Source organism: Klebsiella sp. C349492 (assembly GCF_042055345.1).
GTDB classification, from domain to species: Bacteria; Pseudomonadota; Gammaproteobacteria; order Enterobacterales; family Enterobacteriaceae; genus Klebsiella; species Klebsiella scottii.
On the sequence record NZ_JANQCE010000001.1, the window covers coordinates 536,516 to 549,085 of the forward strand.

The 12,570-nt window shown below is 61.8% G+C and carries 10 protein-coding genes and 1 pseudogene; 9 read left to right on the forward strand and 2 right to left on the reverse strand.

The genetic code is table 11. The annotated features are described in order from the left end of the window. The first annotated feature begins 315 nt into the window (after window positions 1-315). The 8 genes and pseudogenes from NWP14_RS02660 (at window position 316) to NWP14_RS02695 (ending at window position 7,472) form a co-directional block, all read left to right on the forward strand. On the forward strand, window positions 316-1,137 hold the full coding sequence (locus tag NWP14_RS02660; protein ID WP_095102137.1) for an ABC transporter ATP-binding protein: 822 nt from the start codon (window positions 316-318) through the stop codon (window positions 1,135-1,137). Further along, the gene (locus NWP14_RS02665) at window positions 1,134-2,153 is read left to right on the forward strand and encodes a FecCD family ABC transporter permease (protein ID WP_375214725.1); all 1,020 of its coding nucleotides are present in this window, start codon (window positions 1,134-1,136) and stop codon (window positions 2,151-2,153) included. Before NWP14_RS02660 ends, NWP14_RS02665 begins: the two co-directional genes overlap by 4 nt. Next, window positions 2,150-3,202, forward strand: coding sequence for an iron ABC transporter permease (locus tag NWP14_RS02670; protein ID WP_331833847.1), 1,053 nt, complete (start codon window positions 2,150-2,152; stop codon window positions 3,200-3,202). The genes NWP14_RS02665 and NWP14_RS02670 overlap by 4 nt, the downstream gene beginning before the upstream one ends. Further along, window positions 3,192-4,171: pseudogene (locus NWP14_RS02675) on the forward strand (iron-siderophore ABC transporter substrate-binding protein). Before NWP14_RS02670 ends, NWP14_RS02675 begins: the two are co-directional and overlap by 11 nt. After that, a complete protein-coding gene (locus tag NWP14_RS02680) occupies window positions 4,168-5,067 on the forward strand; it encodes a MurR/RpiR family transcriptional regulator (protein WP_095102145.1) in 900 nt (299 codons plus the stop codon). The pseudogene NWP14_RS02675 and the gene NWP14_RS02680 overlap by 4 nt, the downstream one beginning before the upstream one ends. 95 nt (window positions 5,068-5,162) lie before the next feature. Continuing rightward, window positions 5,163-5,930, forward strand: a complete 768-nt coding sequence (locus NWP14_RS02685) for a basic amino acid ABC transporter substrate-binding protein (protein WP_095102147.1) — start codon at window positions 5,163-5,165, stop codon at window positions 5,928-5,930. A 68-nt stretch (window positions 5,931-5,998) separates the two neighbouring features. After that, complete coding sequence (locus NWP14_RS02690) at window positions 5,999-6,763, forward strand: amino acid ABC transporter permease (protein WP_095102149.1); 765 nt, start codon at window positions 5,999-6,001, stop codon at window positions 6,761-6,763. Next, on the forward strand, window positions 6,750-7,472 hold the full coding sequence (locus NWP14_RS02695) for an amino acid ABC transporter ATP-binding protein (RefSeq protein WP_095102298.1): 723 nt from the start codon (window positions 6,750-6,752) through the stop codon (window positions 7,470-7,472). The genes NWP14_RS02690 and NWP14_RS02695 overlap by 14 nt, the downstream gene beginning before the upstream one ends. A 54-nt stretch (window positions 7,473-7,526) precedes the next feature. Here the strand turns inward: NWP14_RS02695 and NWP14_RS02700 are convergent, their stop codons facing one another. Next, the gene (locus NWP14_RS02700; protein ID WP_346431344.1) at window positions 7,527-8,726 is read right to left on the reverse strand and encodes an MFS transporter; all 1,200 of its coding nucleotides are present in this window, start codon (window positions 8,724-8,726) and stop codon (window positions 7,527-7,529) included. 291 nt (window positions 8,727-9,017) lie between these two features. Between NWP14_RS02700 and NWP14_RS02705 the strand changes: the two genes are divergently transcribed. Continuing rightward, window positions 9,018-10,187 (forward strand): M20 aminoacylase family protein, encoded by a 1,170-nt coding sequence (locus tag NWP14_RS02705; RefSeq protein ID WP_095102151.1) that lies wholly within the window; start codon window positions 9,018-9,020, stop codon window positions 10,185-10,187. A 43-nt stretch (window positions 10,188-10,230) separates the two neighbouring features. Here the strand turns inward: NWP14_RS02705 and fdhF are convergent, their stop codons facing one another. Further along, a complete protein-coding gene (gene fdhF, locus NWP14_RS02710) occupies window positions 10,231-12,381 on the reverse strand; it encodes a formate dehydrogenase subunit alpha (RefSeq protein ID WP_375214726.1) in 2,151 nt (716 codons plus the stop codon). Window positions 12,382-12,570: the final 189 nt, after the last annotated feature.

Sequence of the window (12,570 nt, forward strand, 5' to 3'; positions counted from 1 at the left end):
GTAATTGAGAATCATTCAATCACGTAGCAATGTAGTAGTAAACGTTATGTAAGATAAAAAAATGCCGCTGCTGAAAACAACGCTCTGGCGCTGGTTTTAGTGATGGAAATGGTATGTATCTTTATGTTTATTATTATTTTTATTAAGAGGCTGCTGCCGCGTCATGCCGTAGGGCGCGCCTTTTCGCTACGGGCGAAACAGAGTATTGACTACTACATTCATTCACATCATGATCAAAAGAGAATGAGATGTATTTTTGTTTGAGTGCAGTACGTGCGGGCCTGATGCCACGCCGCTGCGGTGCGGGAGCGAGTTATGCCACAGCGGGTGATACCTGCAGAGCAGGGAATTGTGCTGGATTCCCTGTCGGCCGGATACGGCCAGACCCTTATCGTCAACGATATTAATCTGACGATCCCCCACGGCAAAATGACGGTACTGGCCGGGGCCAACGGCTCCGGTAAATCCACGCTGCTATCGACTATCGCCCGAATGCTCAAACCGCTCGGCGGCTGCGTGCGCCTCGACGGTCAGGTTATTCATGAGCTGCCCACCCGGGCGGTATCGCGCCAGTTGGGAATATTGCCCCAGTCGCCGCTCACCCCGGAAGGATTGACGGTCTTCGAGCTGGTCTCCCGCGGGCGCTATCCCTGGCAAGGGCTGATGCGCCAGTGGTCGGACGCCGACGAGCGGGCGGTGGAAGAGGCGCTGGCGCTCACCGGCACCGCCGAATTCGCCCATCTGCCGGTGGACAGCCTCTCCGGCGGCCAGCGCCAGCGCTGCTGGATCGCGATGGCGCTGGCCCAGCAAACCGCCACCATTTTGCTCGATGAGCCGACCACCTGGCTCGATCTGCGCTATCAGGTCGATATTCTCGAACTGCTGCAGACCCTGACCCGCGAACACGGGCGCACGGTGGTCACCGTCCTGCATGACCTGAACTTTGCGGTGAACTATGCCGATACGCTGGTCTTTCTCAAGCAGGGGCGCATTGCCGGGGTCATTGACGAAAATGAAACCTGCACGCCGGAGCTGATTAAAACGGTGTTTGACGTTGACGTGCAGATGTCGCTGAACCCGCAAACCGGTAAACCGTTCTTTATGCCCTTTCGCGCCCGCCAGGCGGCCGGACAATGAGCGCCAGCGCGCTGATGCTCCAGCGCCGACGCGCCCGGCCGCGGCTGGCCCTTGTGCTACTGACCCTGCTGCTGGTCGGCGGCTCGCTGGTGCACCTGGGGCTGGGGGCGCGCTGGATTGCGCCGCAGACGATACTGCAGGCGCTGCTCCATTACGATCCGCGCGATTTTGACCAGCGGATTATTGTCGATTTACGCCTTGTGCGCCTGGCCGCCGCGCTGCTGACCGGCGCCGCGCTCGGTATCGCGGGAATGCTGCTGCAGACGGTGATCCGTAATCCGCTCGGCGAACCGCACATTCTTGGGCTTAATGCCGGCGCGTCGCTGGCGGTGGTGGCGACCTCGGCGCTGGGCCTCGGCGAAGTGACGTTCGGCCGCCCGCTGACCGCCGCCTGCGGCGCGGGGCTGCTGTTTGGCGCCGTGATGCTGCTGGCCTCCTCCGGACGCGGCGGCATGACGCCGCTGCGCATCACCCTGTGCGGGGTGGCGCTCTCGGCCTTTGCGTCGGCGGTGACCGCGGCGATCCTGATTCTGGATGAGCAAACGCTGCTGGCGATGCGTACGTGGCTGGCGGGCGATCTTGCCGGACTGAAATGGCAGACGCTGCGTGCGGCGCTGATCCCGGCGCTGGGCGGGCTGCTGATTGCGCTCACCATCGCCCCGCGGCTTAACGTGCTGGCGCTGGGGGATAAAGTCGCGCTTGGGCTGGGCGTGAAGATCGCCCAAACCCGGCTGCTGGGGCTGACCGCGATCGCGCTACTGTGCGGTTCGGCGGTAGCCGTTGCCGGGCCGATCGGCTTTGTCGGCCTGGTGGTCCCGCACGTGGTGCGGCGGCTGATTACCGAGGATATTCGCCTGGCGCTACCGCTGGCGGCGCCGGTGGGCGCCCTGGTGCTGGTGCTTGCGGATATTGCGGCGCGTACCCTGGTGGCGCCTCAGGAGCTGGCGACCGGGGCGATGACCGCCCTGGTGGGGGCGCCGCTGTTTATCTTTATTGCCGCGAGATTCTTTAAATGAAAAGCGCCGCACGTCGTGCCGGATTCCGCCCGCTGATTGTCGGGAGTCGTCATATTCTGCTGCGCCCGGCGGCGCTGAAGATGGCCGCCGCGCTGTTCGTCGTGGTGGCGATCCTCGGCGCGTTTGGCCTGACGCGCGGCAGTTTTCCGCTGCCTTCCGGAACCTTGCTCCGGGCGCTGCTGGCCGCGGATAGCGTCACCGGGCAGCAGCGTTTTATTCTGTTCGATATCCGCCTGCCGCGGATGTTTATGGCGCTGCTGTGCGGGGCGATGCTGGGGATGGCCGGCGCGGCGATGCAGAGCATCACCCGTAACGGACTGGCGGATCCGGGGCTTATCGGCGTCAAGGAGGGGGCCAGCGTGGTGGTGCTGACGCTGATTCTGTTCTTCCCGGCGATCGCGCTGGCGTGGCGACCGCTGGCAGGAATGGTCGGCGGCGTGCTGGTGGCGCTGCTGGTGCTGGCGCTGGCGCGCGACTGTTCGCGGCCGCGCTTCATTTTGATCGGTATCGGCGTCTCCTGGACGCTGGCCGCGGCGGTCGGCATTTTTATGACCACCGCCGACGTCCGCGACGTGCAGACGGCGATGATCTGGCTGGCGGGAAGCCTGCATGCGGCGACCTGGCCGCTGCTGGCGGTCGCCTTCTGCTGGGCGCTGCCCGGGGCGCTGATCCTGTTTCTTACCGCCCGGGCGGCGGACGTGGCGCTGCTCGGCGACCGAACGGCGATCGGCCTCGGCGTCCGGCTGCAGCAGCTGACGCTGCTGCGCTTTTTTGCTCCGGTTCTGCTGACCTCAGCCAGCGTTTCATGCGTGGGCAGCCTCGGCTTCGTTGGCCTGATGGCGCCGCATATGGCGCGCTTTCTGCTGCGCGGCGGCCAGGTCTCTCTGCTGTGCGGCAGCGCGCTGGTTGGCGCTCTGCTGGTATTGGTGACCGACACCATCGGGCGGGTGGCCTTTGCGCCGCTGCAAATCCCGGCCGGGATTGTGATCGCCCTGGTGGGGTGTCCGTTTTTTATTCTGCTGCTGTGGCGTCGTCGTGATGCCCTGTAAATCTGAAGGATTGCTATGCGTTGGTTAGTTCCTCTGCTGCTTTGCGTGGCTGGCACCGCAGGTGCCGCCGCGAGTCAGACGCAAAAATTTACCGATGATTTAGGTCGGGTGGTGAACGTGCCGCTGCATCCGCAGCGGATTGTCTCGATGCACGATCTGGATATTACGATCCCGCTGATTGAGCTCGGCGTGCCGCCGGTCGCCAGCCACGGGCGTACGCGCCCGGACGGTAGCCACTATCTGCGCTCCAGCGCCCAGCTTACCGGCGTCGATTTTGATAACAGCGATATTCAGTTTATCGGTACTGCGGATATCGATCTTGAAGCCGTGGCCGCGGCCAGGCCGGACCTGATCATTACCGAGCCGAGCCGCCACGTCTCCGTTGAACAGCTGGAGAAGATCGCCCCGACGGTGAGCATCGACCATCTGCAGGGCAGCGCGCCGCGCATTTACGCTAAGCTGGCGCAGCTTACCGGCTCCGAGGCGCGGCTGGCGGTGCTTGAACGACGCTATCAGGAGCAGATTAAGCAGCTGAAGGCCGCGGTAGATACGCAGAAGATTACCGTCTCGGTGATTCAGGCCAACGGCGGTAAAGTGACCGTCCATCACGCCTATCACGCGCTGGGGCGCGTGCTGCGCGATGCCGGCTTCCGCTTCCCGCCGCTGATTGAAGGTATTCCCGACGGCCAGCGCATCGACGTCAGCGCCGAGCAGCTGCCGGAGCTGGATGCCGATTTCGTCTTTGCGACCTGGCGCTCCGATACCGGCGGCAAGCCGCAGGACGAGCTGCAGGCGATGGAGGCCGTGATGCCGGGCTGGTGCGACTTTATGCGCGCCTGCCGCAGCGGACGCTATATCCTGCTGCCGCGTGAGGACGTGATCTCCAACTCCTTCGCCGCCCTGAGCCTGATGGCGGCCGAAGTGCAGTCGCATATTGCCGGACGTCCGCTGCCGGCGGGGCTGAAATGAAAACCCCGCTAAAACGCGAGAAAGGGCGGGTTGACCTGTTTGGCGACCGCTTTCGCGCCCGGGCGCATCAGCTGTCGCCGCGCCTGCTGGCGGTGGTCAGCTATATCAACGACAACCGCGAGGTGGTGCTGGAGCGCACGGCGATGGAGATTGCCACCGCCACCCACACCTCCGACGCCACGGTGGTCAGGGCCATCCAGGCGCTGGGCTTCGCCGGGCTGCGTGAGCTGAAGCAGACGATGGAGCGCTGGTTTGGCCCGTCGATTACCTCCTCGGAGAAAATGCTCTCGACCGTCAATGCGCTCTCTACCGACGTCAATTCGAGCATCGATTTCGTGCTGGAGGGCCACCAGCGCGCCTGTGAGGTGCTCTCCCGTCCTGACAACCGCGCGGCGGTCGCGCAGGCGGTGGCCCTGCTGACCGACGCGCGCCAGGTGGCGATTTTCGGCATCGGGGCGTCGGGGATTCTGGCGGAGTATACCGGCAGGCTGTTCAGCCGCATCGGCCTGCCTTCCTACGTCCTGAACCGCACCGGTTTTAGCCTCGCCGAACAGCTGATCGGCCTGCAGCGCGGCGACGTGCTGATTATGATGGGGCAAAAATCCCCCCACCGGGAGGGCATGACCACCCTGCGGGAGGCCCGGCGGCTTGGTATTCCGACGATTCTGCTGACCCAGGCGGTCGATTCCCGCTTCAGCCAGGAGGCGCAGGTGGTTATCGAGGTGCCGCGCGGCGGCGATAACGGGCGGGTGCCGCTGCACGGAACGGTGCTGGTATGCCTGGAAATGATGGTGCTGTCGGTCGCCTCTACCGCTCCGCAAAAAACCATGAAATCGATGAAGCGCATCAACGAGCTGCACAAAGCGATCGGTAAATCTGGCGGTAAGCGTAGCTAAGAGCCAGATAAATCACCGCAGCTAAGGTTTGTGGTTGCATGCCATGCTGAGTATGTGTATTTTTATGCAAAATAAATGCATAAAAAGGAATCATCATGGTTAAGAAGTGGATGAAAGCGTGCTGCCTGATGGCGGCAATGATGGGTACCGCGCAGGCGGCACAGCAAACCTACGTTGTCGGTTCGGGCGGCACCTATCGCCCGTTTGAATATGAAAATAGCCAGAAGCAGCTGGAAGGTTTTGATATCGACATCATCAAAGCGATCGCCAAAGCGGAAAACTTTGATATCAAGCTGGTCAATACGCCGTGGGAGGGGATCTTCGCCACCCTCAACACCGGCGACCGCGACATTATCATCTCCGGGATCACCATTACCGATAAGCGTAAGCAGATGGTGGATTTCTCCGCGCCTTATTTCCCGGCCGAGCAGTCGATCGTGGTGCCTGCTGATTCGAAAGTGACCTCGCTGGCGGCGCTGAAAAGCGAGAAGGTCGGGGTGGTGAACTCCAGCACCGGCGATATCGTGGTCTCTGACGTGCTGGGTAAAAACAGCACCGCCATTAAGCGCTTCGACAATACGCCGCTGATGCTGCAGGAGCTGTTTGAAGACGGCGTCAGCGCGGCGGTAGGGGACGTTGGGGTGGTGAAATACTACATCAAGCAGCACCCGGAGAAGCAGTTCAGGCTGGTGCCGGACGCGAAGTTTGAGCGGCAGTATTTCGGTATTGCGGTGGCCAAAGGCAACAGCGAGCTGCAGGCGAAAATCAACGCCGGCCTGCAGAAAATTGTTGCTGACGGCACCTACGCCAAAATCTACAAAACCTGGTTCGACGACAACGTCCCGACGCTGCCTGCGCAATAAGATCTGTTTTTTTTGTCTTAATCACGGCTATCGGCTCTGACGATAGCCGTATTTTTTAGGGAAGGGTTATGACGGGATTCCGTTGGGAGATCATCGAGGAGTACGGCCCGCTGTTTATGGACGGCGCCTTGATGACCATTAAATGCACCATTATTTGCGTGATCCTCGGCACCCTGTGGGGGCTGACCCTCGGGCTGGGGCGGATGGCGAAGGCCGAGCACGGGGTATGGAAATACGTCCTGCGCTACCTGGTCCAGTTCCCGGTGCGCTTCTACGTCAGCGCATTTCGCGGCACGCCGCTGTTTGTGCAAATCATGGTGGTTCACTTCGCGCTGGTACCGCTGTTTATCAACCCGCGCGACGGCCTGCTGGTCACCGGCGGCATGATGAGCGCCGACTTTGCCCGCGAGCTGCGCTCTAACTACGGCGCGTTTCTCTCCTGCGTGGTGGCGATAACGCTGAACGCCGGGGCCTACGTCTCGGAAATTTTCCGCGCCGGCATTCAGTCGATCGACAAAGGGCAGATGGAAGCCTCCCGCGCGCTGGGGATGCCGTGGTGGAAAACCATGCGCCAGGTGATCCTGCCGCAGGCGTTTCGCCGCATTCTGCCGCCGCTGGGCAACAACGCCATCGCTATCGTTAAGGACTCCTCGCTGGCGTCGGCGATCGGCCTTGCCGACCTGGCCTACGCCGCGCGCACCGTCTCCGGCGCCTACGCTACCTACTGGGAACCCTATCTGACGATCTCTCTGGTCTACTGGGTGATTACCTTCCTGCTGGCACAGCTGGTTAACCGTCTGGAAAAGAGGTTTGGCAAAAGTGATTCACATTAACAATCTGCACAAACGCTTCGGTGACAGCCACGTCCTGCGCGGCATCAGCTGCGATATTCAACCGCAGGAAGTGGTGTGCATCATCGGCCCGTCGGGCTCCGGGAAAAGCACTTTTCTGCGCTGCATGAACGCGCTGGAAACCGTCAGCGAAGGCGAAGTTGCGGTCAACGGCTTTGCCGTCCACGATCGCGCCACCGATCTGAATAAGATGCGTGAAAGCGTCGGCATGGTCTTTCAGCGCTTTAACCTGTTCCCGCATATGACGGTGCTGGAAAACCTGATCATGGCGCCGATGAACCTGCGCGGCATGGCCCGGCAGGCGGCGATTGCGCTGGCGGAAGAGCTGCTGGCGAAGGTGGGGCTGAGCGATAAGCGCGACGCCTGGCCTTCCAGCCTCTCCGGCGGCCAGCAGCAGCGGGTGGCGATTGCGCGCGCGCTGGCGATGAAGCCGTCGATCATGCTGTTCGATGAACCGACTTCGGCGCTCGATCCCGAGCTGGTCGGCGACGTGCTGGCGGTGATGAAAAATCTCGCCAGCGAAGGGATGACGATGGTGATCGTGACCCATGAAATGGGCTTTGCCCGCGAAGTCGCCGACAGGGTTATCTTTATCGACGGCGGGATCATTCAGGAGCAGGGCCGGCCGGAGCAGATCTTTAGCGCCCCGAGCAACCCGCGCACCGCCGCGTTTCTCAGCAAGGTGCTGTAAGCAAAAGCGGCCGCCAGGGCCGCTTTATCATATTGCTGCAGGCGAAGCTGCGCGCTACTGCGCCGCTTCGCTAACCTCATCGACTGAAGCTTCACGCTCGTTAGCCAGCAGCGTTTTCTCGCTCTGCCCGACGCTCTGAATCAGCAGGAACAGCAGGCCGCTGGCGAAGAGGGTGACGATCAGACCATCATATCCCGAGACGCCGATCGCCAGGCTGCTGATCACCGGCCCGGCAACGCTCCCCGCCGACCAGAAGAACCCTAGCAGCGCGTTTATCATGATCAGCTTCTGCCCGGAGAAGGTTTTACCGGCGCGCACCAGCGACAGGGTATAGAGCGCGCCCGCCGCCGCCCCGAGAACCAGGCAGCCGGCAATCAGCTGAATGCGCGAGCCGAGCAGGAAGGGCAGCGCCAGCAGGGCGAGGCAGAACACCAGCGCGCAGCTGAGGTGCACGCGGCGAATGCCGAACCTGTCGGCAATCCAGCCAAGCGGCGCCTGGAACAGCGCATCGCCGGTGAGTACCACCGTCACCAGCAGCACCGCCATCGACTCGTTTAGCCCCTTATCCATGCCGTACAGCGGCAGCAGCGCCAGGATGCTGGCATCAAAGAAGGAGAAGCAGAATACGCCGGAAGCCAGAACCGGCAAAAATACGCCGAGGCTGCGCCAGCTGGCGCGTCCGGCGAGGCTCTCGCGGCTGCCGCCCGGCAGGTGGCGCAGCATAAACAGGCACACGGCGGTCAGGCCGCAGATCGCCAGCAGCGCCCATGACTGATAGTCGGGGCCGGCGGAAATCAGCAGCGGCCCGGCCAGCTGGCAGCCGGTAAACGCCGAGGCGTAAATCCCGGTCAGCGTGGCGCGATTTTTCCCCGCCGCCCCGCCGGTGATCCAGCTTTCCCCCAGCACGATAATCACCCCCGAGGCGAGGCCGGTGAGAAAGCGCGGCAGCAGGAGCTGCGTCAGATCGACGGTCAGGCAGGAGGCTACCGTCGCCAGGGCCAGCAGGATCAGGCTCGCGCTGAGCAGTACGCCCATCTCAAAACGGCGGCACAGCGCGGGAGAAAGGAAGGAAGAGAGCATCATTCCCGCCGGCGGCAGCGCGGCCAGCAGGCCAACGTAGACGGTGTCAATTTGCTGCTGCGCAAGCTCAAGACTGATAAGCGGCACCGTGTAGCCGGTGATAAAGCCTACCAGCGAGGCGGCCATGATCATCGCCAGCGTGGGCGCTAAGCGATTGTGGTCTGGGTTAAACATTTTATTCCCGATAACGGAAGTCAACAGGTGGATAATCTGGCGAATCGCCAACAGCCCTGCATATTAGTTAATCATATGCCGTCTGTCACCGTTGAAATGGCTACCATTAATGAGAAGGGCGCCGCGAGCGCTCGCCAAAGCCCGCCGGGGGACGGTTAGCGAGAGTTGTCAGCGCGCTGGCGAAAGGATATAACTCATAGAGCAGCCCGGCGCTCGCGGGGCGCATGGATAAAATGCATACCGATAACAACACTCGTTCAGCGTTGATGCTGTGCAGGAAAGGAGTACGACATGGCAGTATCGCCTTCATCCATCGCAGAGGCTATTCGCTGGCGACGCGATTTTCATGCTTACCCTGAGCTGGGCTACCAGGAACAGAAAACCTCCCGTCGCGTCGCCGAACTGTTGGCCTCGTTTGGCCTGCAGGTGCATACGGGGCTGGCGGGAACGGGGGTGGTGGCGACCCTGGAGAATGGCCCTGGCCCGGTTATTGGCCTGCGCGCCGATATGGACGCCCTGCCGATTACCGAACTCGGCGAGGTCAGCTACAAATCCCGCAATCCCGGCGTGATGCACGCCTGCGGCCACGATGGTCATACCGCGATGCTGCTGGCGGCGGCGTCGCATCTGGCGCGGACCCGCCGTTTTCGCGGCACGGTGCATTTCGTTTTTCAGCCGGCGGAAGAGAACCTCGGCGGCGCGCGAAAAATGGTCGAAGAGGGGCTGTTTACCCTGTTTCCGATGGACGCAATCTACGCGCTGCACAACTGGCCGGGGCTTCCGCTGGGGCAGGTGGCGATCAACAGCGGCGCGATGATGGCCTCCCTCGATGCGTTCGAAATCACCCTGACCGGCAAAAGCTGCCATGCGGCGATGCCGGAGAGCGGGGCCGATCCGATCGTCGCCGCCGCGCAGCTTATCATGGCGCTGCAGACGATTCCGTCGCGCCGCCTGTCGCCGCAGGAGTCGGCGGTGGTCAGCATTACGCAGATTAACGGCGGCGAGGCGATCAACGTCCTGCCGGACAAAGTGGTGCTGCGCGGTACCTTCCGCTGCCTGAGCAACCCGGTTCGCGAGCGGGTCAAAGGGCTAATTGAGAGCTACGTGGCGACGCAGCCGCAGGTATCTGACGTCAAGGGGGAGATATTCTGGTATCCCGGCTATCCGGTCACCCGCAACCACCCGGCGCAGGCGCTGAGCGTCCGCGACGCGGCGATTGCCGCGCTGGGCGAGTCGGCGGTGAATGCCCAGGTCAGCCCGTCTATGGCCTCGGAAGATTTTGCCTGCATGCTGGAAGCGTGTCCTGGCGCCTATTTCTGGATCGGTACCGATGGCGAGACGCCGTCGAAACCGCTGCATAACGCCGGCTATGATTTTAATGACGACCTGATCGGACCCGGAGTGCTGATGTGGACGGCGCTGGTGGAAAAACTGCTGCCGGCGACGCCTGATGGGGGGTGAGTGACAACGTCACGCAAGGGGAGGCGCGCCTCCCCTGAGTTTTTTAGGCGTTAGCCGCCTCTTTGAGACGCGCTTTCATCTCGTTGTAGGAGGTAAGCGCAAACTGCTCCGCCCAGCGCTGATCGGCAATGGCTTCAACCTTCACCGCGCAGTATTTGGTTTCCGGCGTTTTGGAGATCGGGTCGAGGTTATCCTGGGTCAACTCATTGCAGGCCCCCACCCACCACTGATAGGTCATATAGACGGCGCCGCTGTTGATGCGATCGCTGATATCGGCGCGGGTGATAACCTTTCCGCGCCGCGAGCTGACCCACACCAGCTGTCGGTCGACGATCCCCATCTGCTGCGCATCGGCGCGGCTAATCTGCACCCGGCCCGGTTCGTCGGCCAGCGACTGCAGCGCCGCACAGTTGCCGGTCATCGAGCGGCAGGAATAGTGGCCGACTTCGCGCACCGTGCAGAGCACCAGCGGAAAGTCGGCATCCGGCGTTTCGGCCGGAGCTCGCCACGGCGCGGCGAACAGCTGACCTTTACCCGTCGGGGTATCAAACTGATTGTCCTTATAAAGCCACGGCGTGCCCGGGTGATCCAGCGTCGGGCAGGGCCACTGCACGTGGTTCATCTCGCCCATTTTTTCATAGGTTACGCCGTAGAACAGCGGGCACAGCTCGCGCATTTCGTCCCAGATTTGCTGGTTATCCGCGTAGCGCATCGGATAGCCCATTTCGCTGGCCAGCAGGCTGATGATCTCCCAGTCGCGCTTGACGTTGCCCGCCGCCGGGATCGCCTTCTCAAAGCGCTGGAAACCGCGATCGGCGCAGGTGAACACGCCGCCGTGTTCGCCCCAGGAGGTCGCCGGGAGCAGCACGTCGGCTATCTCGGCGGTTTTGGTCATAAAGATATCCTGCACCACCACAAAATCCAGCGCTTCGATGCCCTTGCGCACCAGTCCGAGGTCGGCTTCCGTCTGCAGCGGATCTTCCCCCATAATGTAGTAGGCTTTGATCTCCCCGGTCAGCGCCTTATGAGGCACTTCGGTGATACGGGTGCCGACCTTGTCATCCATCAGCGCCGGATCGATGCCCCAGGCCGCGGCAAACTTAGCCCGCACCTGCGGGTCGGTGACCTCCTGATAGCCGGGGAAGAGGTTCGGCAGGACTCCCATATCGCAGGCGCCCTGCACGTTGTTTTGTCCGCGTACCGGGCCCACGCCGACGTGCTCCCGCCCGAGGTTGCCGGTGAGCAGCGCGAGGCTGGCCAGCCCTTTGACCACGTCCACTGCCTGGCCGAACTGGGTTACGCCCATTCCCCACATAATGGTGGCCGAAGGCGCGGCGGCAAACATTCTCATCGCCTGGCGCACTTCCTGCGCCGGAACCCCGGTCAGCGGTTCGACCGCCTCGGGAGAGTAGTCCCGCACCGCTTCCCGGTAGGCCTCAAGACCTTCGGTAAAGCGATCGACGTAATCATGGTTGTAGAGGTCTTCTTCGAGCAGGACGTGCGCGAAGGCGTTGACCAGCGCCATATTGCTGCCGTTATTAAGCTGCAGGTGACGATCGGCAATGCGCGCGGTCTCAATGCGGCGCGGGTCGCAGACGATGATCTTCGCCCCGTTCTCGCGGGCTTTGATCACCCTGCGGGCCACGATAGGGTGGGAATCCGCGCAGTTGTAGCCAAATACCAGCAGGCATTTTGAGTTTTCAATATCGCTTATCGAGTTGCTCATCGCGCCGTTGCCCAGCGCCTGCTGAAGGCCTGCCACCGACGGCCCGTGACACACGCGGGCGCAGCAGTCGACGTTGTTGGTGTTGAGTACCGCGCGCGCAAATTTCTGCATCACATAGTTGGTTTCATTCCCCGTACCGCGGGATGATCCGGTAGTCATAATGGCGCGCGGGCCGTACTGCTGTTTAATGGCCTGCAGCTTCTTCGCCGTGTAGCGGATCGCCTCATCCCAGCTGACCGGGGTGAGCTTGCCGCCTTTTTGGTAGCGAATCATCGGCTGCTTCAGGCGCGGGGTGAGCAGCTGGGTATCGTTGAGGAAATCCCATCCGTAGTAGCCTTTGAGGCACAGCTGGTTTTGGTTAGTTACCCCGTCAGCGGCTTCCGCGCGGATAATTTTATCGTTCTCGACAACCAGCTTGAGTTTGCAACCCGCCCCACAGTAAGGGCAAACGCTCGTGATTTTTTTCATCAGTAACAGACCTGTTAACAGTGAATGAAGATCGGCGGTCAGGCCGGGCCCGGCCTGCCATCGTCATTGAGTCCCTTCGTCACGATGCTGACGTCAGGTGAGGCTGTTAAGCAGGAACCGTGCCAAAAAATAAAATATTGATTTTGCTGATAAATTAAATCACGGTGCGCCGGGTCGTCGCGATGTCGT

What these genes read in the sequence shown, in the direction of transcription:
- NWP14_RS02660 (WP_095102137.1), top strand. Translation starts at nt 316, where the DNA reads ATGCCACAGCGGGTGATACCTGCAGAGCAGGGAATTGTGCTGGATTCC.
- NWP14_RS02665 (WP_375214725.1), top strand. Translation starts at nt 1,134, where the DNA reads ATGAGCGCCAGCGCGCTGATGCTCCAGCGCCGACGCGCCCGGCCGCGG.
- NWP14_RS02670 (WP_331833847.1), top strand. Translation starts at nt 2,150, where the DNA reads ATGAAAAGCGCCGCACGTCGTGCCGGATTCCGCCCGCTGATTGTCGGG.
- NWP14_RS02680 (WP_095102145.1), top strand. Translation starts at nt 4,168, where the DNA reads ATGAAAACCCCGCTAAAACGCGAGAAAGGGCGGGTTGACCTGTTTGGC.
- NWP14_RS02685 (WP_095102147.1), top strand. Translation starts at nt 5,163, where the DNA reads ATGGTTAAGAAGTGGATGAAAGCGTGCTGCCTGATGGCGGCAATGATG.
- NWP14_RS02690 (WP_095102149.1), top strand. Translation starts at nt 5,999, where the DNA reads ATGACGGGATTCCGTTGGGAGATCATCGAGGAGTACGGCCCGCTGTTT.
- NWP14_RS02700 (WP_346431344.1), bottom strand. Translation starts at nt 8,726, where the DNA reads ATGTTTAACCCAGACCACAATCGCTTAGCGCCCACGCTGGCGATGATC.
- NWP14_RS02705 (WP_095102151.1), top strand. Translation starts at nt 9,018, where the DNA reads ATGGCAGTATCGCCTTCATCCATCGCAGAGGCTATTCGCTGGCGACGC.
- fdhF (WP_375214726.1), bottom strand. Translation starts at nt 12,381, where the DNA reads ATGAAAAAAATCACGAGCGTTTGCCCTTACTGTGGGGCGGGTTGCAAA.